Origin of the sequence: Aeromonas sp. SE22 (genome assembly GCF_038739755.1) — a bacterium.
Lineage (GTDB): Bacteria > Pseudomonadota > Gammaproteobacteria > Enterobacterales > Aeromonadaceae > Aeromonas > Aeromonas jandaei.
In genome coordinates, this window is the sequence record NZ_JBCGFD010000001.1 from 563524 (window position 1) to 584232 (window position 20709).

The 20709-nt window shown below is 61.7% G+C and carries 18 protein-coding genes and 1 tRNA gene; 1 reads left to right on the top strand and 18 read right to left on the bottom strand.

Annotation, left to right across the window (positions count from 1 at the left end; translation table 11 throughout):
- Positions 1-276 precede the first annotated feature (276 nt).
- Entirely contained in the window at positions 277-1137 is an 861-nt protein-coding gene (hypB, locus tag AAHA39_RS02445) for a hydrogenase nickel incorporation protein HypB (RefSeq protein WP_320656860.1), read from the bottom strand.
- On the opposite strand from hypB, the gene AAHA39_RS02450 reads away from it, so the two are divergent.
- Positions 1024-1398, top strand: coding sequence for a hypothetical protein (locus AAHA39_RS02450; RefSeq protein ID WP_320656850.1), 375 nt, complete (start codon positions 1024-1026; stop codon positions 1396-1398). The genes hypB and AAHA39_RS02450 overlap by 114 nt on opposite strands.
- Here the strand turns inward: AAHA39_RS02450 and hypA are convergent.
- From hypA to kup, 17 genes are all read right to left on the bottom strand, one after another.
- Positions 1376-1717: a hydrogenase maturation nickel metallochaperone HypA gene (gene hypA / locus AAHA39_RS02455; protein ID WP_005345210.1), complete on the bottom strand. Its 342-nt coding sequence runs from the start codon at positions 1715-1717 to the stop codon at positions 1376-1378. The genes AAHA39_RS02450 and hypA overlap by 23 nt on opposite strands.
- Positions 1718-1786: 69 nt before the next feature.
- Entirely contained in the window at positions 1787-2791 is a 1005-nt protein-coding gene (hypE, locus tag AAHA39_RS02460; protein ID WP_320656849.1) for a hydrogenase expression/formation protein HypE, read from the bottom strand.
- On the bottom strand, positions 2788-3900 hold the full coding sequence (gene hypD, locus AAHA39_RS02465; protein ID WP_320656848.1) for a hydrogenase formation protein HypD: 1113 nt from the start codon (positions 3898-3900) through the stop codon (positions 2788-2790). Before hypD ends, hypE begins: the two co-directional genes overlap by 4 nt.
- Positions 3894-4145: a HypC/HybG/HupF family hydrogenase formation chaperone gene (locus AAHA39_RS02470; protein ID WP_150997755.1), complete on the bottom strand. Its 252-nt coding sequence runs from the start codon at positions 4143-4145 to the stop codon at positions 3894-3896. The genes hypD and AAHA39_RS02470 overlap by 7 nt, the downstream gene beginning before the upstream one ends.
- A 5-nt stretch (positions 4146-4150) precedes the next feature.
- Positions 4151-6589 carry a carbamoyltransferase HypF gene (hypF, locus tag AAHA39_RS02475; RefSeq protein WP_320656847.1) on the bottom strand — a complete coding sequence of 813 codons (2439 nt, stop codon included), beginning with the start codon at positions 6587-6589 and terminating at the stop codon, positions 4151-4153.
- A complete protein-coding gene (gene selB, locus AAHA39_RS02480; RefSeq protein WP_320656846.1) occupies positions 6586-8481 on the bottom strand; it encodes a selenocysteine-specific translation elongation factor in 1896 nt (631 codons plus the stop codon). The genes hypF and selB overlap by 4 nt, the downstream gene beginning before the upstream one ends.
- Positions 8482-8485: 4 nt before the next feature.
- Entirely contained in the window at positions 8486-9949 is a 1464-nt protein-coding gene (selA, locus tag AAHA39_RS02485; RefSeq protein ID WP_320656845.1) for an L-seryl-tRNA(Sec) selenium transferase, read from the bottom strand.
- A gap of 314 nt (positions 9950-10263) precedes the next feature.
- Positions 10264-10355: transfer RNA gene (locus AAHA39_RS02490), tRNA-Sec, on the bottom strand.
- 213 nt (positions 10356-10568) lie between these two features.
- Positions 10569-11060 (bottom strand): hydrogenase maturation peptidase HycI, encoded by a 492-nt coding sequence (hycI, locus tag AAHA39_RS02495; protein ID WP_042029432.1) that lies wholly within the window; start codon positions 11058-11060, stop codon positions 10569-10571.
- Positions 11060-11473, bottom strand: coding sequence for a formate hydrogenlyase maturation HycH family protein (locus AAHA39_RS02500; protein ID WP_041207575.1), 414 nt, complete (start codon positions 11471-11473; stop codon positions 11060-11062). The genes hycI and AAHA39_RS02500 overlap by 1 nt, the downstream gene beginning before the upstream one ends.
- Positions 11466-12281, bottom strand: coding sequence for an NADH-quinone oxidoreductase subunit B family protein (locus AAHA39_RS02505; protein WP_252476069.1), 816 nt, complete (start codon positions 12279-12281; stop codon positions 11466-11468). Before AAHA39_RS02505 ends, AAHA39_RS02500 begins: the two co-directional genes overlap by 8 nt.
- Positions 12281-12838, bottom strand: a complete 558-nt coding sequence (locus tag AAHA39_RS02510) for a formate hydrogenlyase complex iron-sulfur subunit (RefSeq protein WP_320656844.1) — start codon at positions 12836-12838, stop codon at positions 12281-12283. The genes AAHA39_RS02505 and AAHA39_RS02510 overlap by 1 nt, the downstream gene beginning before the upstream one ends.
- A 9-nt stretch (positions 12839-12847) precedes the next feature.
- Positions 12848-14566 carry a hydrogenase large subunit gene (locus AAHA39_RS02515; RefSeq protein WP_017784116.1) on the bottom strand — a complete coding sequence of 573 codons (1719 nt, stop codon included), beginning with the start codon at positions 14564-14566 and terminating at the stop codon, positions 12848-12850.
- An 80-nt stretch (positions 14567-14646) separates the two neighbouring features.
- Complete coding sequence (locus tag AAHA39_RS02520; RefSeq protein WP_104014703.1) at positions 14647-15600, bottom strand: respiratory chain complex I subunit 1 family protein; 954 nt, start codon at positions 15598-15600, stop codon at positions 14647-14649.
- A 1-nt stretch (position 15601) separates the two neighbouring features.
- Positions 15602-17473, bottom strand: coding sequence for a hydrogenase 4 subunit B (hyfB, locus tag AAHA39_RS02525; RefSeq protein ID WP_320656843.1), 1872 nt, complete (start codon positions 17471-17473; stop codon positions 15602-15604).
- Positions 17473-18138, bottom strand: coding sequence for a 4Fe-4S dicluster domain-containing protein (locus AAHA39_RS02530; RefSeq protein ID WP_005351526.1), 666 nt, complete (start codon positions 18136-18138; stop codon positions 17473-17475). The genes hyfB and AAHA39_RS02530 overlap by 1 nt, the downstream gene beginning before the upstream one ends.
- A gap of 418 nt (positions 18139-18556) precedes the next feature.
- Positions 18557-20425: a low affinity potassium transporter Kup gene (gene kup, locus AAHA39_RS02535; protein ID WP_320656842.1), complete on the bottom strand. Its 1869-nt coding sequence runs from the start codon at positions 20423-20425 to the stop codon at positions 18557-18559.
- Between the last annotated feature and the right edge of the window lie 284 nt (positions 20426-20709).

The following is a 20709-nucleotide window of genomic DNA, read 5'->3' on the forward strand; positions in this document are numbered from 1 at the left end:
CTCCCTGAGGGGGTTGAGGGAGTCGTATTGTTGCAGCATATTGCCTGTATCCACGAATAGGTTCCCTTTTCCATGTTGAGACGGGAACGGAATGCGGCATCCATGAACCGGTTTCCTCTCCCTGGGGAGAGGGCTAGGGTGAGGGGGCGCGAGGATGAAACGCTGGCCATTCTGTACAGAGAGAACCGTTGGCAAAGCGCGCAGATAAAGAGAGGGAGGCATCAGCCTTCCTCTCTTGCTATACGGCGTTGGTAACAGCATTTAACCGGTTCTGGTTCAGGCACTGGCCAGCCAGTTAAGCCAGGCATTCATCCCTTCACCCGTGGTGGCGCTGACCTGGATCACCTGAATATAGGGGTTGACCCGTTTGGCGTTCTCGATGCAGCGGGCCACGTCAAAGCTGACGTAGGGCAGCAGATCGATCTTGTTGATCACCATCAGCTGGGCGGCGGCAAACATGTCCGGGTATTTCAGCGGCTTCTCTTCCCCCTCAGTGACGGAGAGGATCGCCACCTTGTACTTCTCGCCGAGATCGAAGCTGGCGGGGCAGACCAGATTACCCACGTTCTCGATAAAGAGGATGCCCCCTTGATTGGCGGGCAGCTGGTGGCAGGCGTCGTGAACCATTTTGGCGTCCAGATGGCAGCCCTTGCCGGTGTTGATCTGCACGGCAGGGACACCAGTAGCACGAATGCGATCCGCATCGGCGCTGGTCTGCTGATCCCCTTCGATCACCGCGCAGGGGCGTTTGTCGGCCAGTTGGCGCAGAGTTTCGCACAGCAAAGTGGTTTTGCCTGAACCCGGGCTAGAGACCAGGTTAAGCACCAGCTGGTCTGCGGCAGTGAAGTGTTCGCGGTTGTGGGCCGCCAGCGCGTTGTTCTTGGCCAGCACATCCATCTCGATGGCGATCAGCTGGCGCTGCCCCATACCGGGCACCGACAATCCCGCTTCCCCTTTGCCATAGTGCAGATCACCCTGCTGATGGTCATGGTCATGGTCATGGTCATGGTCATGGCAGTGATCATGGGGATGCGTGTGGGAATGGCCGTGCTCATGAGATTGGGCATGATCATGATGATGGTCGTGGGGGTGATCATTGTGGTGCTCATGGGGGTGATCATGACCCTCGTGGCTTATGGGAGCTCGCACCCCGTGGTAGTGGTGATGGACATCCCCCTGATGGTGATAGTGGTGGTGAATGATCAGGGTGCGCGGCGCACTCTGCTCGTGATCATGATGGTGATGGGCGTCATGAGCATGATGGTGGTCGTGCTCATGACCATGTTCATGGTGATGTTCATGTTCGTGATGATGCTCATGATCGTGCTCATGGCCGGCGATCCGCGCCTGGCCGCATCCGCATACGCTACACATATCAACTTACCTCGATGTCGGTGATGCGCAGGCTATCACCCTGCGCGACTCGTAATTTGTATCCGCCACACTCGGGGCAGGCCTGCCCGCGCTCGGTGAGGGTGACCGTCTTGTTGCAGTCGTAACACCAGGCCTCTGCCGCCTGGTGCTGAAAGTGCAGTTGGGCCCCCTCGACGGCGGTGCCCTTGGCGGCGGCCTCGAAACAGAAGGCAATGGTGTCCGGGTCGACGCAGGAGAAGCTGCCGACCTCGAGCCAGAGGGCGGTCACCCTGGTAAAGCCCCGCTGGGTGGCCTGTTCAGCCGCCAGATCGATGGCGGCCATGGCCAGAGACATTTCGTGCATGGTGGCTCCTTAACCGATATGGGGAGGAGCAGTGACTCCTCCCTGTAAATGACGGAACGGCATGGCTGCTCAACAGATCCGCGGCAGCAGCTCCCCTTGCGGTAGCTCCAGATAGCGGCGGCTGCCCCAGGGGTTGTTGAGGATCACCTTGTGGCGATCGCTTGCCTGCACCACGCCGATCTGGCTGGCGGCGGGGTTGAATTGCCGCAAGATGCCCAGCGCGTCCTGCGCCTGTTCGGCAGGCAGGGCCAGCACCATGGTTCCCTCGTTGGCGAGATCATGGGGCTCGAAACCGTAGAGCTCACACAGGCCGCGCACCGGATCGCACACCGGAATGGCTGACTCCTCCAGCTCGATGGCAACACCGGAGGCGCTGCTCCACTCGTTGAGCACGGCGGCGAGGCCGCCGCGGGTAGCGTCGCGCAGTGCGTGAGGGGTAATGCCCGCTTTTAGCAGCGCTTCTACCTGGGGCCAGAGGGTGGTGCAGTCGCTCTTGAGATCAGATCCCAGTTGCAGGGCGTCGCGGGCCATCAGGATGCAGGCGCCGTGGCTGCCGATATCCCGCGACACCAGAATGGCGTCACCGGCCTTGAGGTTGCGTACCGAGATGCCCCGGCTCTGTTCAGGCAGCGGGAAAGTGCCGACCCCGCTGGTGTTGATAAAGATCTTGTCGGCCGCTCCCTTGGGTACCACCTTGGTGTCGCCGCAGACGATACGGGCGCCGCTCTTGACAAGCTCTGCTGCCATCGACTCGACGATGCGGGCCAGATCGGCGTAGGGAAAGCCCTCCTCGATGATAAAGCTGCAGCTCAGATACTCTGGCTTGGCCCCCATCATGGCGAGATCGTTGACCGTACCGGCGATGGCCAGCTTGCCGATATCGCCCCCCTCGAAGAAGAGCGGCGAGACGGTAAAGCTGTCGGTGGTGAAGGCAATGGGGCCGCTCACCGGCAGCAGGGCGGCATCTTCACCGCGCAGCAGGATCTCGTTGCCAAAGTGGCGAAAGAAGAGCTGGTTGATCAGCTGGTTCATTTCGACACCGCCGCCGCCGTGGCTTAACTGAATTTCTCTCATTGGATCCCCATATATCGGTAGTAGGCATTGCAGGCCCCTTCGGAGCTGACCATGCAGCTGCCCATGGGCTGGGTCGGGGTGCAGCCCCGGCCAAAGACTTTGCACTGGTTCGGTTTGGCCAGGCCGCGCAGGATATCGGCGCACTGGCACGCCTTGTGGTCATCGATGGGGGTCTGATCAAGCTGGAAGTGACGCTCTGCATCGCGCTTGGCAAAGGCATCGCGCAGGCGCAGGGCGGAGGCGTTGATATCCCCCAGACCTCGCCAGCGAAAGTGCTCGCGGGTCTCGAAAAAGCGCTCGACCAGCCGCTGGGCGGCTTTATTGCCGCTGGCGGTGACGGCGCGGCTGTACTGCACCTCCAGCGCATAGCGACCCTCCACCTTCTGGCGCACCATCATCAAGAGCGCCTCCATCACATCCACCGGTTCGAAGCCACTCACCACCACAGGCACCTGATAGCGATCGACGATAGGCAGGTAGATATCGGCGCCGGTGATGACGCTGACGTGAGAGGGGCCGATAAAGGCGTTCACCTTGGCCACCCCGTCGGCCATCACCGCATGAATGGCGGGCGGCACCAGCACATGGTTGATATGAAACAGGAGGTTATCGACCCCTTGCTCTTCAGCGGCAGCCAGCAAGGCGGCGGTCATCGGGGTAGAGGTCTCGAAACCGATGGCGAAGAAGACCACGGTTTTTTCCGGGTTTTCTTTGGCGATGCGCAGGGCGTCGAGGGGGTCATAGACTGGGCGGATATCGCTCCCCTTGGCCCGCTGCTGGGCCAGCGTGCCTTTGGAGCCCGGCACCCGGATCATGTCCCCCAGGGTGATCAGAATGACGTTCGGTTGGCGGGCGAGCTCGATGGCCTGATCGATGCGCTCTTTGGGCATGATGCAGACCGGGCAGCCGGGGCCGTGAACGAACTCGATGCTGGCCGGCAGCAGCTGGTGCAGGCCGTATTTCATGATGGTATGGGTATGGCCGCCGCACACCTCCATCACCCGCAGCGGTTCGGGCAGATCTTTGGCGAGTTCAGTGATCTGGGCGGCGAGGGCGCGGATCACCTCGGGCTGGCGAAAGCCCTGAAAGAGATCATTCAAGGTCAGCATGGCAAGATATCCTGTTTGGGCATCAGGGCCACCATCTGGCGGAAGCTCTCGAGGCTGGCCTGCGCCTCCTCTTCGTCAATCTTACTCATCACAAAGCCGATATGGAGCAGCACATAATCGCCCACCTGGAGAGGCTCTTCGAGCAGCATGCAGCTGACGCGCCGCTGCACCCCCAGGGTGTCGACGGTGACGCTGTTATCTTCGGGGTGCAGTTGCACCACCTGAGAGGGGATGGATAGACACATGAATTTCAGGACTCCGACAAGGTGGCACAACCGGCTGTGGCAGGCTGGTGCGTGGCAAGATGGTGGATGGCAAACCAGAGCTGACCGGCGGCGATGCCACCGTCATTGAGTGGCAGGGTTTCGCTGGCCAATACCTGCCGGCCGGCTGCTTCGAGCGCGGGCACCAGCTGGTCCATCAGCACCCGGTTTTGAAAGACGCCGCCCCCGAGTGCCACCGGATAGCCGGGGAAGCGCTCGGCCAGGGCAACCACCAGATTGCTGATGGCGCGGATAAAACCGGCGGCCAGGCTGGCGGTGGAGGTGCCTTTGCGCCGCTCGCTGACAAGGGTATTGATCAGCTCGGCCCACTCGATCTGCAGCGGCCCTTCCGCTGATTGGCTGAGATCAAAGGCGAGGGGGAAGGGCTGTTCATCGGGGGCCAGCTGCAAGGCAGCCGCCTCCAGCAATAGCCCCGCTTCGCCCTCGTAATCCGGGGTGTCGATCACTCCCAAGAGCGCCGCCACCGCATCGAACAGCCGACCGATGGAGCTGGTGTAAGGGGCGTTGCGGCCAAGGCACCAGAGCTGGTGCAGGTTGCTGATCCGCTCAAGGGACTGATTGTTGATCAACGGAATATCGAGGGCGCGGACCTGCTCAGGAGTGTGCGATTCAAACAGCAGCCCCAGCAACTGGCGTACCGGTTCGCGGATGGCCGCCTCGCCGCCGATCAGCTTGAAAGGCGCGAGGTGGGCAACACGATCGAAGCCCTGAACGTCTGCGATCAGCAGCTCGCCGCCCCAGAGGGTGCCGTCATCGCCAAGGCCGGTGCCATCGAAGGCAACCCCCAGCACCGGGCCCGTGATGTTGTGCTCGGCCATCACCCCCAGCAGGTGGGCGTGATGGTGCTGCACCTCGAGTTGGGTGGTACCCAGATCCTGGCAATAGCTTTTGGCCCACTGGTGGCTGAGGTAGCCGGGGTGGCGATCCGAGACCAGCAGTTCGGGGTTGAGATCGTAGAGATCGCGAAAGGTGGCCAGGGTCTGCTCGAAGTGCTCCTGCATCGGCAGGCTGTGCAGATCGCCGATATAGGGGCTGTAGATGCGCTGGCGGCCGAAAGCGAGCGCCAGCTGGTTCTTCTGCTGCGCCCCGACCGCCAAGAGCGGCACCCTGACCGCCTCTTTCAGGCTGGGGGTGCAGGGGGCATAGCCTCGGGCGAGGCGCAACGTCTGGCGTCGCCCGCCCGCCCACTGCACCAGACTGTCGTCGCACGGGTGCAGGATGGGGCGGTTGTGATCCAGGATGCCGTCAATCTCGCTGCCGAGTTCCCTGACCACCGCCTCGCATTCGATAAGGATCGGGCTGCCGCGACCATTGGCGCTGGTGGCTACCAGCGGCATGGTGCAGGCATCCAGCAGCAACTGGTGCAGCGGAGTATAGGGGAGCATGATGCCGAGGTAGGGGATGCCGGGGGCGATTCCCTCGGCCAGCGGCGCGGCTGGTTGCCCAGTTTCTGAGAGCCGATCATCGTTAATGCGCTTGCGCAGCAAGGTGATGGGTCTGGCCTGAGAGGCGAGCAGCGTCCACTCTGCCTCGCAGCCGGTGACATGCAATTTGGCCTCGGCAAGGGAGCCCATCATCACCGCCAGCGGCTTGCGCACGCGCCGCTTGAGCATTCGTAATCTGGCAACACTCTGTTCATTGCGGGCATCACATATCAGGTGATAACCCCCCATCCCCTTGACCGCAATCAAAGCTCCCGCTTGCAGGGCGCGGGCGGCGGCCTGCAGGGCCTCTTCGCGTTCGGCCAGCGCATTTCCATTGCCGCTGAGCCAGCTGAGATGGGGCCCGCACTCGGGGCAGCTCACCGGCTGGGCGTGGTAGCGTCGATCCAGCGGGTTTTCATAGGCCGCAGCGCAGCGCGGGCACATGGCAAAGCCTGCCATGGCGGTATGGGGGCGATCGTAGGGGAGGCGGCGGATGATGGTGTAGCGCGGGCCGCAGTGGGTGCAGTTGGTAAAGGGGTAGTGGTGGTGGCGATCTGCGGGATTGGCCACATCCCGGGCGCACGCCTCGCACATCCCCTGATCAGGCGAGATGGCGACCGTGGCGGCGCTCTGCTGCTGGCTCGCTTTAATTCGAAACTGGCCATGAAATTGGCCATCGAAGTCGGGATCATGAGCAAGGGGCAGCTCCCGCTCGCTGAAATGATCGATGCGGCTAAGCGGCGGCGCCAGTTCCCGCAGTTGGCGGGCAAAGGTGGCGAGCTGCTCGGGCGATCCTTCGGCGCCAATGGTAACGCCGTTGGCATCGTTCAACACATAACCGGCAAGGCCGTGGCGCAGCGCCAGCCCATAGACGAAGGGGCGAAAGCCCACCCCCTGCACTATACCGTCGATATGAAACTCGCGGCGTAGCCGGTTGGCCGCATGACTCGGAGAGATAGAGGGGGCAATGGTGGCGCTCATGCCGGCTCCATCTCATCTTGAGTCTGCGGCAAACGCAGCACCCGGCGCTCGTTCTCCTCGCGTCGTACCCAGCCATCCATCTCCATGCGCAGGCAGAACGGAATGGCGTATTTACGCGACAAGCCGGTGATCTCCTTGAGGGATGCCATGTCGATCAGATCTCCCACCTGCTGGCCCGCCAGCACGGCGGCGACCATCTGGTTGTAAAGCTCGGCGTCGTAGTAGATGGGGCCATCGAGCTGCACCAGATACTTGAGTCGCGCCAGATTGCGCAGCTGCTTTTGCAACGCGCCTTTTTGCAGCAAGCCCTGCTGCAGGGCGGCGGGCAGCTGGCGGGTGATAAAGGGATCCAGCGCCACGCCGCCGGGGCCCAGTTTACCTGGCTCGTAACCCTCCTTGCCTTGATCTCGCACCACCTTGAGCACCAGCTGTGCCTCTTCCCCCAGATCATCTTCCGACTCGCCGCTGCCCTGCTGCCACTTGTCATGGTGCAGGCGAACAAGCTGCTCGCTCTTGAGCTGCTGGAGCAGGGCCTGAGTGACCGGCAGGGCGATGCCAAAGCGGGTCGTGAGCTCCGCAGCGCTGAGCGGTTCGCTGGCCAGCGTGGCGAGCAGCTGGTCGCGGCTTTGGGCCAGCCAGTGGTTGTCCAGCAGCCAGTCACCGAGGGGGGTGACCTGCTCTGGCCGCTGGTCAAAGCGGCTGGCCAGCACATAGCCGTTGAGCCCCAGCTGCAAGGCTGCGGGGTTGTAGCGCTCCAAGTCATCCGGCAGCTCGCCCAGCAGGGCGTGCAGCGCCTTGCGTCTGGCGGGGTGGATGTCGCCGCACCAGACGATGCGGGCGCCGTGCAGCAGTTCGCTGCTGCCGTGGCGAATGATGGCGAGTGGCTGGCCGAAGAAGCAGGGGATGGGGCTGGCAAAGATCAGCCGTGCCAGACGGGTGTCCTTGATGGGCACGAAACGGGCTCGGCCATGCCAGCTGCCAAGGGCCACTTCGACCTCCTTGTTGTGCTGAGAGGGGCGTAGCGCCTTGTCTCTCAGGCTCTCGGCGTTGAGTCGCACGATAAGGTGGGTTGCCGCCTCGCACTGGCCGGCAGCGCTGGTAAGGCAGTGACCGCGGGCCACCTCCTTGTGGGGCACTTTTTTCAGGCCCACAGCTACCCGGCAGACGGCGCCGATCTCGTCGACGCTCTGGTGATAGGCCTGCAGGGAGCGCACCTGCACCTCCCGATCGGCAGGGTAGAGGCGCAGCTTGTCCCCCACCTTGAGGCTGCCCTGTTGCAAGGTGCCGGTAAGCACAGTGCCGGTACCATTGGCGGTAAAGACCCTGTCTACATACAGTCGCGGGGCGCTCTGCTCGCGGGCAGCGTGTGAGGCTGGCAGTTCGGCAAGCTGGCGCACGATGGCGGTGTGCAGGGCGGCCATATTGGCGCCGGTTTTGGCGCTGACGCTGACGATGTCGGGCACCATGCCGCTTTCGTCCATCACCTGCTCCAGCAGGCTCTCTTCAAGGTGTGCCAGCTCGTCAGGGGAGACCAGATCGCACTTGTTGATGCAGACCAAGAGGCGCGGAACCCCCATCGCCTTGAGCAGGCGCAGGTGATCGCCGGTCATCGGCATCCACCCCTCGTCGGCGGCAATCACCAGCAGCACCAGATCCAGACTCCAGAGCCCCGCCACCATATTGCGGATATAGCGCTCGTGGCCGGGCACGTCGATGACGCCTATGGTGTTGCCCTGACCGTCGTCGAAGTGGGCAAAGCCGAGATCCTGGGTCATGCCAATGGCCTGCTCGTGGGCACGGGCGGTGGTGATGCCGGTGAGGGCCTTGATCAGCAGGGTCTTGCCGTGATCCACGTGGCCGGCAAGGCCGATAACGGCGCGATAGGGGGTCATGGGATCAAGGCTCCTCGGTCGCATTTGTTGCATTGAACGGGGCGGGCAGCAGCAATTCCTTGAGTTGGGCGATCAGCAGTTCCATCTCGGTCGGCAGCAGGGTGGCCATATTGAGCAGCACCTTCTGCTGGCGCACGGTGGCGATGACCGGCACCGGCAGTTCGCGCAAATCATCGAGCAGCTGCTGGGCCGGACGCGGGTCGGTGCACTCCAGCGCAGGGGCCGGGTAAAACTCGTCCGGCAAGGTGCCACCGCCCACCACCAGCTGGGCTGGGACGGGCACAAAACAGCCGGGCAGGGCTTCCATCAGCTGGGAGGCTCTCGCCTGCATGGCGGCCGGGTTGCTCAAGGTGCGCTGGGCGATACCCTCGCCGACGGGAGATTTGTTGAGCTTGTGGATGAGCAGGCGTTCCAGCAGGGAGTAGATGATGCGGCTCGGGCGGAAGGTGCGCATCATGGGGTGTTTTTCCAGCCGCTTGATAAGGTCGCTGCGGCCACTGATGATGCCCGATTGCGGGCCACCCAGCAGCTTGTCGCCTGAGTAGCAGACCAGATCCGCCCCCGCCTTGATGTACTGGCGCACCGAGGTTTCATCCGGTGCAAACTCTTCGCTGGTCAAGCCCGACCCCTGATCCACCGCCAGCACTACGTGCTCGGGCAGGGCGCGGGCCACCTCGCCGATATCGGGGGACTCGGTAAAGCCGCGAATGGCGAAATTGGATCTGTGCACCATCAGTACCAGCGCGGTCTGATCGGTGATGGCATCGAGGTAATCTTTGGCGGTAGTGATATTGGTAGTGCCCACCTCCACCAGTTTGGCACCGGAGAGCGCCAGAATATCGGGAATGCGAAAGCCGCCGCCAATCTGGATCTGCTCGCCGCGCGAGACGATCACCTCGCGCCCCTTGGCCACCTCCTGCAGCAGCAAAAAGAGCGACGCGGCGTTGTTGTTGACCACCAGCGAATCCTCGGCCTGGGTGAGGCAACGGAGCAGGGGGGCGATCAACCCCTTGCGCCCGCCGCGCTTGCCGGTGGCGAGATCCAGCTCCAGATTGTTGTAGCCGGTGTTGAGGTCACGCACCTCGTCCCACAGATCGGCACTTAATGGCGAACGCCCCAGATTGGTATGCACCAGGGTGCCGGTGGCGTTGATCACCCGGGTTTGACGCTGGCGCAACTGCTGTCGGCAGCGCTTGGCAATCAGCGCCTCGATCTGCTCGGGGGCAACGCCATGCTGGCGAAAATCATCGCTCTGGCGCAGTTCGCTCAGGGTGTCGCGCACCGCCTGAGTCACCAGCGGGCGGCTCAGCGTTTCGATAAAACCGGCGAGAAAGGGTTGCTGCAGCAGCTGTTCCACTTGTGGCAGACGGCGGGTTTGTTGCTGTGAATCTGGCAGTGAATCGTCGGCAGCCGTACCTGATGCGGGCTGGCGGTGGGGGATGGCTGGCGCGTGAGACGAGTTCGGCATGGGATTACCAGTGCAGTGCGTGGGTTCGGGATGCGCACCGGTTTGCCGATAGAGAGGCCGAGCTGACGGGTTATGGCACTGCTGGCGATTTGCGGATGACTGCAAACTGGGTGCATCAATGAGCGGGTATAAATTAATGCTGCATCGATGCTGATAAATTAATTTTTGGCCAGCGAGATAACCTGAGTTCGGATTATATTGGCAAGCGGCAAGCACCTTTTTTAAGGTATTACTTCAAACATATTGAACAAACAATGGAAATAACATCCAGGCCGAAAAATTCAGCGGGAGAGTATTTGTTCAATAGATGAATTTGGCGGAAGAGGCAGGAATCGAACCTGCCAAAGCCTTCTCGGCTCACATCGGTTTTGAAGACCGAGGAGGCCACCAGACCCCATCAACTTCCATAACGGTCGCCATTTTGTGGCAAATTTCTGTGACTGGCAACGCTTTTTTTGTCATAAAAAAGCGAGAGTTAGCGATTTTTTGAAAAAATCAAAGAACCTTGTTTTATATCAAGTTCAGCACAATTAGCCCGATGTTTTTAATTTAACATCGGGCCTCGATCACATTGCCGTAACCGTTGGTCAATAACGGTCGTTAACAACTCGATAAATAATCACCGGTTGGCGTTGGCAATATTCCACTGATCCAGTTTATCTATTAACAGACTGGTGTCACTGGCGGCATCAAGATGCTGATAAAGATAATCCATCGCCTCGCTCACCATCTCGGTCATCGGGAAGGAGAACGCCACGATGGCCGGTTGTACCCCGACAAAGATCACCTCGGGGACAAAGGTCTTGAGCTCGTCGATCAGGAAATTGAGCGGCATATTGTGGGTCGAGAAGATAAACATCTCGGCGATGGTCTCGGGAGGGATCACCTGCAGGGTTCCCGCCTTCTCGCCGATCTCGGCGGCATCCACCAGCACCACCCGCTCAGGTTGCAGCTCCCGCACCTTGTAGACCACATTTTCCGGCGCGATGCCGCCGTCGATATGGATCCAGCCGGGCAGGGGGGCGGCCTGCAGTTTGTCGGCAAGATAGGGGCCGGCACCGTCGTCCCCCATCATGGCATTGCCCACGGTCAACACGAGATTGCAGCCCATCAGCGGCTCCTTACCATCAGGTACATATGGGGGTCGTTAAAGAGGGCGGTGAGCTGATCCATAAAGGTGTTGGTCCAGCCCAGCTCCTGCTCATCGAGTAGATTGTCGGCTTTGCGCAGTCGGTCGAAGGCGCAGGCCAGCATGTGGCAGTGCTCGCGATAGATGGTGATCTCGCCAAAGGTGAGAAACCCCTCCATCTTGCGGCGTGCTTCGCTCCCCTCTGGCAGCTTGGCTACCCAGTCGCGATAACCGGTCAGCGAGCAGACCAGGTCTGCTCGCAGGCAATCGACAATGCCGAGGTGGTGGCCGATGGCGAGGCTGTAGTACATCACCTCTTTGGCTTCCTCGGGGACGTTGAACTGCTCGTCGACGAACTTGCGCGAGAGGCGGTAGAAAAAAACCTCGTCAGCCATGCACCGCCTCTCCCTTGCCGGCCGCCCGGTTGAGGCAGGCGTTTGCGAGGTTGTTGACGATCTCCGAGAGGCGCGGATCGTCGTGCTGATCGAGGTAGCTCTGGATGCGCAGATCCACATCCTGCTGGGTCGCACCTTCGAGCAGGGCCATGAATTCGTCGGCGATGATCCGCCCCTGCCGGTAACCGGCCATGCGGCGCGCTTCGCGTTCGATCATCACCCGGATTTCATTGGGGATGCCGGTGTGGCGCAGTTCGACCCGCTCACCCGGTTGCACCTCGTGGCTGGTGGTTTTGAGTTTCTGCTCAAGCAGACCGAGCGCCACGGCAAAGCCATAAATGGTAGCCGCCGGTGTCGGAGGGCAGCCCGGGATATAGACATCCACTGGCACGATTTTGTCGGTGCCGCCCCAGACGCAGTAGAGGTCGTGGAAGATGCCGCCGTCACAGCCGCAGGCGCCGTAGGCGATGCAGATCTTGGGATCGGGCGCCGCCTCGTAGGCGCGCAGGGCCGGTACCCGCATTGCCCGGGTCACAGCGCCGGTAAAGAGCAGGATGTCGGCGTGGCGGGGGGAGGCGACCACCTTGATGCCGAAACGCTCGGCATCGAACAGTGGGGTGATGGTGGCGAAGATCTCTATTTCGCAGGCGTTGCAGCCGCCGCAATCGACCCGGTAGACATAGGCCGAGCGGCGAATGTCCTTGAGCAGGGTCTTCTTGAGTTTGGTGATCTCGGGATCCTGTGCCAGCGGCACGGCACGGGTATGGGCATGCCCGACAACCGGTTCTATGCCTTTGATCTTGCTCATCACATCCACTCCTTTTGTGCGGCCATCGGTGTGGCTATCGGTGTGATCAGGGCCGAGTCAGGCTGGCTCAGCATGCTCTGTTTTCGTTTGCAGTCGGGGCAGTGGTGCAGTCGCTCCGGGGTGGCCAGCGGTGTGCCCGCCTGCTTGAGGGTATCCTCCACCAGCGCCACCAGCTTGCTCGGGGCAAAGTAGGTGCCGCAAAGGGTGCAGGGGGCCAGCGCGAAGCGGGCCTCCTCATAGAGATCCGCCTTGTTGGTCACCGCCAGCTCGAACTCGGTGGAGAGGGCGATGGCGCGGGTCGGGCAGACCTCCTCGCAGCGGCCGCAGAAGATGCAGCGCGCCATGGAGATCTCCCAGCGCCGTTCGCCGGTCTCCATGTCCACTTCCATCACCAGCGCGTTGGCCGGGCAGGCCTTGGTGCAGGCGGCGCAGGCGATGCACTGATCCGCCTGATATTTGGGTTTGCCGCGAAAATCCCGGTTCACCTCGTAAGGGGCGAAGGGGTACTTGGCGGTCGGGGTGCCAGCCTTGAGGATGGTCTTGAACAGCTTGATCATGATGACCCCTTATTTCAGCGGAGAGTTTTTGCGATCGATGCCGTAGCGCTCGATCTCCTTGTAGGAGACCACGGTGGATTTGCCCTTCTTGGGGTCGACCAGGGTGACCCGGTCGGTACAGGAGTAGCAGGGATCCAGACTGCCGATGATGAGCGGCGCATCCGCCACGGTATTGCCGCGCAGCATGTAGCGCAGGGCGGGCCAGTTGGCGTAGGTAGCGGCGCGGCAGCGCCAGCGGAACAGCTTCTGGTTGTCTCCGGTCATGCTCCAGTGGACGTTCTCGCCGCGGGGCGCCTCGGTAAAGCCCAGCGCAAACTTGCCCGGCTGGTAGGTGAAGCCTTCGGTCAACAGCGGCCCCTCCGGCAGGTGCTCCAGGCCGAACTCAATCATGTCGAGGGAGTCGTAGAGCTCGTGGATGCGCACCAGCACCCGGGATTGCACATCGCAACCCGCCTTGGTCTGGATCTCCATCGGCAGCTCGCGGTAGCCGGCAAAGTCGTGGACCCGGCGCACGTCGCGCTTGAAGCCGCTCGCCCGCACCATGGGGCCGACGCAGCTGAAATCGCGGGCAATTTGCGGGTCGAGCTTGCCGATACCGATGAGGCGGGAGGAGATGTTGGCGGTATCCAGCAGCATGGCCACCAGGGGTTTGAGCTCATCACGCAACTCCCGTACCAGCTGAGCACCCTTGATGCGATCTTCCTTGAAGATATCGCGGCGTACCCCGCCAATCAGGTTGAGGCCGTAGGTCTTGCGGGCGCCGGTCAGCAGCTCGGCCAGGGTCATGGATTTCTCCCGCACCCGGAAGAACTGCATAAAGCCGGTGTCGAAACCGGTGAAGTGGCTCGACAGGCCGATGTTGAGGATATGGCTGTGCAGGCGCTCCACCTCCAGCAGCACGGCGCGGATCATCTTGGCCCGCTCCGGCACCGGAATACCCATGGCGTTCTCCACCGAGGTGGTGTAGGCGACGCTGTGGGTAAAGCCGCAGATGCCGCAGACCCGGTCGGTCAGAAACGCCACTTCGTTGTAGCCCATCCGGGTTTCCGCCAGCTTCTCCATGCCGCGATGGACATAGAAGAGGCGGTAGTCGGCATCGATGATGTCTTCGCCATCGACGAACAGACGAAAGTGGCCCGGTTCATCGGAGGTGATGTGCAGCGGGCCGACCGGCACGATGCGGTTGGCATCACTGCCCAGCTCGTTGACGAAGGGGTAGGTCTCGGTGTCGGTGGTGGGCATAGGGCGCTGGCGATAATCCATGGCGTCCTTGCGTAGCGGGTGGATATCCTCCGGCCAGTCGTCCGGCAGTACCAGACGGCGTTCGTCCGGCAAACCGATGGCGCGCAGGCCGTACATGTCGCGGATCTCCCGCTCGCCCCACACTGCCGCCGGAATGGTCGGGGTGATGGAGGGGTACTCCTGGGTATCGGCATCCACCAGCACCTTGACGGTGATCCAGCACTTGGTGTCGCCCTCCATGGAGAAGACGTGGTAGACGGCGAAGTGGCCGTTGAGGCTGCGCTCGTCATTGGCAAAGGAGAGAGGAAGCCAGCCCCCCAGCTGATGGAAGATCAGGCTGGCCGTCTCGACCAGACTGGTGGGTTTGACGGTGATGGTGGCCTGATCGGCGGTTTGCCACTCCTCGTCGACGATGGCGTGGGGCAGTTGGGCTCGCACCTGCTGGATGTAGTCGCAGCCGATGCGATCCGAAATGGCGATGGTCATGCAGTTCTCACTTTAATGTTCGGGAATGAGCATTCACAAATGATGAAATCGAAAAAAGGTGCTGTGCTGGCGGGCATGGTTCAGACCCCGACCAGATAGGCGAGCAGCGCCAGCAGGGCCAGCCCCAACCCGTAGCGGGTGAGCTTGTGGGTGCGCACGAACTGGGTACGGGCCATGGCGTTTTCGATGATGCCGGCTAGCAAAAATGCCACCAGCAGCTTGCAGGCGAGGATCAGCGCCGCGCCGATGAGCGCAGGCAGACTCCAGTTGGCCGCCTTGCCGAAGGGGAGGAAAATCACCAGAAAGAGCTGCACCACCACCAGTTGCTTGAGGCCGATGGAGAGCTTGAGCAGGGCCAGCCCCGCACCGGAATACTCGGTGAGCGGCCCCTCCTGCAGCTCCTGCTCGGCTTCGGCGCAGTCAAAGGGCAGCTTGCCCATCTCGACAAACACCGCAAAGGCACAGGCGGCGCCGGCCAGCAGGGTGGCGATGGGGGCGGCCAGTGGCTGGGTCGCCACATAGCTGCTGATGTTGCCCAGATCCGAGCTGCCCACCATCATCGCCATGATGAAGCAGGCGAGCACCAGAATGGGCTCTACCAGAATGCCGAGGGTCAGTTCGCGGCGGGCACCGATCCCTGCAAACATGCTGCCGCTGTCGAGCCCCGAGAGGGAGAAGAAGAAGCGGAAGATGGCGAACAGATAGATGTCGGTGATGAGATCCCCGGCGATGGGGAAGGGGGACTCGTGAGTCAGGGTCGGCAGCGCCATCCCTACCAGCAAGAGGGCGGCGATGAGCAGCGCAGGCATCAGGTTGAAGATGATGCCAGCAGGCTCGGGAGTTACCTCCTGACGGCGCAGGAGCTTGGCGATATCCCGGTAATCCTGCAGCAGGCCCGGCCCCTGACGGGAGTGCATCTTGGCCCGCAGCACCCGGTTGAAACCGGTGGCGAGCGGCGCCAGCGCCAGCATGGCGATGGCCTGGGTCAGGGCGAGGGCAACCATGCCCCAGCTCGGCATTTCAAGAACAGGCATATCAGACTCCTACAGCCATCAGGATAAAGAGCGCCAGCACAACACCGTGCAGCAGCCAGCCGGTTGTCCCGCTGGTATCGCTCACCCCGTGCAGGGCGCTGGCCAGATCGAGCTGCGGCTGCTTGCGATAGAGTGGCGCGCAGAGTTGGCGCAAGGTGTGGGTGACACCGCCGGAGGTGAGGCTCATGCGCTCCTCGTAGGCGTAACCACAAGCCCACGGGGTGCCAGCGTGACGACGACCGAGCTTAGGTCCCTTGAAGATGGCGAGTACCAGCAGCGGAATCAGGAACAGCCCCAGCAGGGTGATGGCGATAACGGGCGGGGAGAGGATCGCTTGTGAGCTGTCGAGTGGCAGCAGGGTGGCGCCGGTGGCGACACTCATTTGGCTGGCAACCAAGGCTTGGCCATAGCTGGCGATATGGGGGGCAATCCAGGGGGCGCCCAGACCCAGCACCAGACAGACCGCGGCCAGCAGCAGGGTGCCTGCCACCATGGCGCCCGGCACTTCGCGGGCGTGGCTCGCGTGTTCGCTGCGCGGGGCGCCGCAGAAGCAGATGCCGTAGACCTTGACGAAACACATCACCGCCATGGCGCCGGTCACCGCCAGCATCACTACCGCGAGCGGCGCGACGACAGAGGTGCCGAGTTTGGTCATGGAGAGCAAGGATTGATAGATAAACCACTCGCTGACAAAGCCGTTGAGCGGCGGCAGCGCCGAGATGGCCATGGCACCGATGAGGAACGCCAGCGCAGTCCAGGGCATCAGTTTGGCGAGGCCCCCCATCTTGTCCATGTCACGGGTGTGCAGACGGAACATCACAGAGCCGGTGCCCATAAAGAGCAGGCTCTTGAAGATGGCGTGGTTGAGCAGGTGATAGAGCGCGCCGAGCAGCCCCAGCACCACCAGTGCCGGTTGCTGGTTGGCGATGCCGATCATGCCGATCCCCATCCCCATCAGGATGATGCCGATGTTCTCCACCGTGTGGTAGGCGAGCAGCCGTTTGAGATCATGCTCGGCCAGCGCAAACAGCACCCCGAGCACTGCCGAGCAGGCGCCGAAGATCAGTACCACATAGCCCCACCAGAGCTGGCTGGCGCCGAGAAAATCGATGCTGATCCGCAAGATGCCAAAGAGACCCAGCTTCACCATCACGCCGGACATCAGCGCCGAGATATGGGAGGGTGCAACGGGCTCGGCCACCGGCAGCCAGCCGTGCAGCGGCACGAAACCGGCGCGCAGGCCAAAACCGCAGAAGCTGAGCAGGAACACCAGAGAGGCCAGGGCGCCCGCCAGATGGTGCTCGCGCAGCGCGGCGAACTCCAGCGAGCCGCTTTCGCGGCAGAGCAGCCAGAAGGCGATCAGCACCAGAGCCATGCCGATATGGTTCATCACCAGATAGAGGCGGCTCTGTTTGGCGGCCTCGGGGTTGGTCTTGACCAGCCAGTAGGTGGTGAGGGTCACCAGCTCGTAGCAGAGCAAGAAACCGAGCGCATTGTCGGCCAGTACCATGCCCACCATGGCAAAGAGGAAGAGGTTCATCAGCGCGCCGATGGCCACATCCCCCTTGCCCTGATATTCGCGGATATAGGCAAAGGAGTAGAGGGCGACGGCGACGCCGACGGTGCTAATCACCAGCAGCATCAGTGCGGCCAGCATGTCGAGGTGCACCGAGCCCAGCAGCCAGAGCTGGCCGTCGACGGGGGCGCCCTGGGCAAAGATCTGGATGGCGGCGACCAGACCCGCGAGTGAGCCCAACAGGGCAAAGCCGCTATTGAGGCGGTTGGCCAGTGCGGGCAGCTTTTGCAGGAGCAAACCGGCGGCAGCGCCCAGCAAAAAGAGCAGGAGCGTGGCCATAACAAGGGGGGACAACATCAGCGAACTCCCTCTGTGGTGGATAAATCGGATGCAGGGAGCGCCGTGGCAGGCGCCGAGAAGGCAGAGGCCCCTTGCGGGTTGGTGTCGGCCGCTTGCTGACGACGGATACGGGCGGCGCGTTCGGTGTCGCCGTCATTGACCAGCTTCAGTGCCTGGGAGGGGCAGGCACCGACACAGGCCGGGCCATCGGCGCGAAACTCGCACAGGTCACATTTGACGGCGATGCTGCGCACCCCCGGCTCCCAGCTCAGCAGATCCTCGCCAAAGCAGCGCAGGCCGGCGGAGGTGGAGGGGTTGCTGGAGCGGATGGAGCAGGGGATATAGGTGTCGTAACTGGTGGCCACGGCCACCGGACGGCTGCCGCCGCTCTGGATAGCGCCAAAGGGGCAGGCCACGGCGCAGAGATTGCAGCCGATGCAGAGCGACTCATTGAGTTGCACGCAATCGCCGGTCTGGCGAATTGCCTCGACCGGGCACACCTTGATGCAGGGGGCATCGTCACAGTGACGGCACTGAACCGGCATGGTCGCCTGCTCGTGTCGCATAACGGTTAAACGGGGGGCTTGCTGCAAACCTTGCGCCTTGTGTACCTCGCTGCAGGCCGCCATACAGGTGCCACAGCCGATACAAAGCTTGGGGTCAGCGATAACGAAGCGGTTCATAGCCTACCTTGTCGTGTCGCGAACGGAGAAAGTAGGGGCAGGTTGGCAAGATACGGGCCAAAATGGTTTTTGCAGATAAATTGGTTTTAAGTGGCTGTTTTTAAATGAATAAAAATATTGATGTGGTTGGGTGAAAGGGCTGGCATGGCTGTCGAACTGTGACGTTCGTCACTTGTGACGAAGCCATCGGGAGGGTTCGTCACCTTGGAAAACGCAGCATGAGTAGGGTGCAAAGAACGCAGTGAATTGCACCGTTTGCAGCATATGGTCGCCGTGGTTTGCCCCCTTCTCCCCTTGCGGGAGAAGGGCTGGGGATGAGGGGCCGGTAATGGGGGTTAACGGAAACAAGAGAGGGAGGCCAATGCCTCCCTCTCTCTTGCTGACGTTTTCTATGCCATTAAAGGCCATCAACCCGCCATCAGATATCCACCTGCGAACCCAGTTCGATGACCCGGTTGGGCGGGATCTCGAATTGATCCGGGGCCCGCAGGGCGTTGCGCTGCAGCAGCATAAAGAGCTTGCCGCGCAGATAGAGATACCAGGGGCGGTCTTTCATGATGAGCGACTCGTGGGCCATAAAGAACGAGGTCTCCATCATCCGGCAGCTCAGCCCCTCGGCGTTGCAGCGGTGGAAGATCTCCTCCACGTTCGGAGTCTCGCGCCAGCCGTAGCTGGCCACCACCCGCCAGAAGGTAGGGGAGAGCTGCTCGATGCAGACCCGGCGCACATTGTGGACGTAGGGCACATCCTCCACCCGCAGGGTGAGCAGGATGATCCGCTCGTGCAGCACCTTGTTGTGCTTGAGGTTGTGCAGGAGCGCATGGGGGATCACATTGACCACCCGTGACATATAGACGGCAGTGCCGGCCACCCGAGTCGGCGGGGACTTTTCCAGCGAGGCGATCATCGGCTCAAGGGAGTTGCCGTGCTCGTTCAGGCGACGAATAAGCTGGAAACGCTCGCTCTTCCAGCTGGTCATCACGGTGAACATCACCGCGCCCAGAGTGAGCGGCAGCCAGCCGCCGGAGAAGATCTTGGCGAGGTTGGCGGCAAACAGCGGCACGTCGATACAGAGCAGTGCGGCAAACAGGATGGCCACCAGATACTTGTTCCAGTGCCAGCTGTTCTTGGCCACCGAGCAAGAGAGGATGGAGGTGAGCACCATGGTGCCGGTCACAGCGATGCCGTAGGCCGCCGCCAGATTGCTGGAGTGCTCGAAGCTCATGATGACGATCACCACTGAGATATAGAGCATCCAGTTGATGACCGGAATATAGATCTGGCCGGACTCCTGCTCGGAGGTGTGAACGATGCGAATGGGTGAGAGGTAACCGAGGCGCACCGCCTGTCGGGTCAGCGAAAAGACCCCGGAGATCACCGCCTGGGAGGCGATCACCGTCGCCATGGTTGCCAGCAGCAGCAGCGGCACCAGCGCCCATTTCGGCGCGAGCAGGAAGAAGGGGTTGGCAATGGCGGCAGGATTGCTCAGCAGCAGCGCCCCCTGACCGAAGTAGTTGAGCACCAGCGACGGCAACACCACGAAAAACCAGGCGAGGCGAATGGGATTTTTGCCAAAGTGGCCCATATCCGCGTAGAGCGCCTCCACCCCGGTGATGGCCAGCACCACGGCGCCGAGGGCAAAGAAGGAGGTGGTCTGGTACTGGATAAAGAATCGCACCGCCCAGATGGGGTTGAGTGCCCCCAGCACCTCGGGGTTGTGGATGATGCCGCGCAGCCCCAGCACCGCCAGCGTCATAAACCAGATCAGCATGATGGGGGCAAACAGCTTGCCCACCATGGCGGTGCCATGTTTCTGGATGGCGAACAGCAGGGTCAGCACCAGCACCGAAAGGGTGACGATATAGGGGTCGAGGGCGGGTGTGAGAATGCTCAGACCCTCGATGGCCGACATCACCGACATCGCCGGGGTGATCACCACCTCGCCATAGAAGAAGCTGCCACCAATCAGGCCGAGGATGATCAGCAGCGGCGTCCAGCGGGTGGAGGCGTTGCGGGTCGCCAGCGACATCAGGGTGAGAATGCCGCCCTCGCCGGCGTTGTCGGCCCGCATCACAAAGGAGAGGTACTTGACCGACACCACCAGGATCAGCAGCCAGAAGATCAGCGAGAGAAAGCCGAGAATGGAGGCCGGCTCGACGCCGAACCCGAATTGACCTGACAGGCACTCGCGCAAGGTATAGAGCGGGCTGGTGCCGATATCGCCATAGACTACGCCAATCGCCGCCAGCATGACGCCGGACATGGCTTGTTGTTTATCACAGTTCATGAGTTCATCTTGTCAGTTTGATGTTTACACGTTTGCCACAGCAGATCGCCCCGAACACATCAGGTATGTGTGGATACAACATCGGGGGAAATCAAAGGATTGCGATGGGAAGGGAGCTAATCGGATATAAAGATGCGTTTCATGGGACACAGTCTGTTCATCTGTCGTTAAGCTTATAATGACACACACTCTGCGGGTTCATGCTCAGGTATAAATAATCAAAACGCCCTTTTGAGTAAGGTTATTAATTGGCCATTGATTGAAATATTCACGCGCTCTGCGGG

What these genes read in the sequence shown, in the direction of transcription:
- hyfB (WP_320656843.1), bottom strand. Translation starts at nt 17,473, where the DNA reads ATGTTGTCCCCCCTTGTTATGGCCACGCTCCTGCTCTTTTTGCTGGGC.
- AAHA39_RS02500 (WP_041207575.1), bottom strand. Translation starts at nt 11,473, where the DNA reads ATGGCTGACGAGGTTTTTTTCTACCGCCTCTCGCGCAAGTTCGTCGAC.
- AAHA39_RS02515 (WP_017784116.1), bottom strand. Translation starts at nt 14,566, where the DNA reads ATGACCATCGCCATTTCGGATCGCATCGGCTGCGACTACATCCAGCAG.
- hypD (WP_320656848.1), bottom strand. Translation starts at nt 3,900, where the DNA reads ATGCTGACCTTGAATGATCTCTTTCAGGGCTTTCGCCAGCCCGAGGTG.
- AAHA39_RS02470 (WP_150997755.1), bottom strand. Translation starts at nt 4,145, where the DNA reads ATGTGTCTATCCATCCCCTCTCAGGTGGTGCAACTGCACCCCGAAGAT.
- AAHA39_RS02450 (WP_320656850.1), top strand. Translation starts at nt 1,024, where the DNA reads ATGGGGATGCGTGTGGGAATGGCCGTGCTCATGAGATTGGGCATGATC.
- selA (WP_320656845.1), bottom strand. Translation starts at nt 9,949, where the DNA reads ATGCCGAACTCGTCTCACGCGCCAGCCATCCCCCACCGCCAGCCCGCA.
- hypF (WP_320656847.1), bottom strand. Translation starts at nt 6,589, where the DNA reads ATGAGCGCCACCATTGCCCCCTCTATCTCTCCGAGTCATGCGGCCAAC.
- hypA (WP_005345210.1), bottom strand. Translation starts at nt 1,717, where the DNA reads ATGCACGAAATGTCTCTGGCCATGGCCGCCATCGATCTGGCGGCTGAA.
- hypE (WP_320656849.1), bottom strand. Translation starts at nt 2,791, where the DNA reads ATGAGAGAAATTCAGTTAAGCCACGGCGGCGGCGGTGTCGAAATGAAC.
- kup (WP_320656842.1), bottom strand. Translation starts at nt 20,425, where the DNA reads ATGAACTGTGATAAACAACAAGCCATGTCCGGCGTCATGCTGGCGGCG.
- AAHA39_RS02510 (WP_320656844.1), bottom strand. Translation starts at nt 12,838, where the DNA reads ATGATCAAGCTGTTCAAGACCATCCTCAAGGCTGGCACCCCGACCGCC.
- hycI (WP_042029432.1), bottom strand. Translation starts at nt 11,060, where the DNA reads ATGGGCTGCAATCTCGTGTTGACCGTGGGCAATGCCATGATGGGGGAC.
- AAHA39_RS02530 (WP_005351526.1), bottom strand. Translation starts at nt 18,138, where the DNA reads ATGAACCGCTTCGTTATCGCTGACCCCAAGCTTTGTATCGGCTGTGGC.
- selB (WP_320656846.1), bottom strand. Translation starts at nt 8,481, where the DNA reads ATGACCCCCTATCGCGCCGTTATCGGCCTTGCCGGCCACGTGGATCAC.
- AAHA39_RS02520 (WP_104014703.1), bottom strand. Translation starts at nt 15,600, where the DNA reads ATGCCTGTTCTTGAAATGCCGAGCTGGGGCATGGTTGCCCTCGCCCTG.
- AAHA39_RS02505 (WP_252476069.1), bottom strand. Translation starts at nt 12,281, where the DNA reads ATGAGCAAGATCAAAGGCATAGAACCGGTTGTCGGGCATGCCCATACC.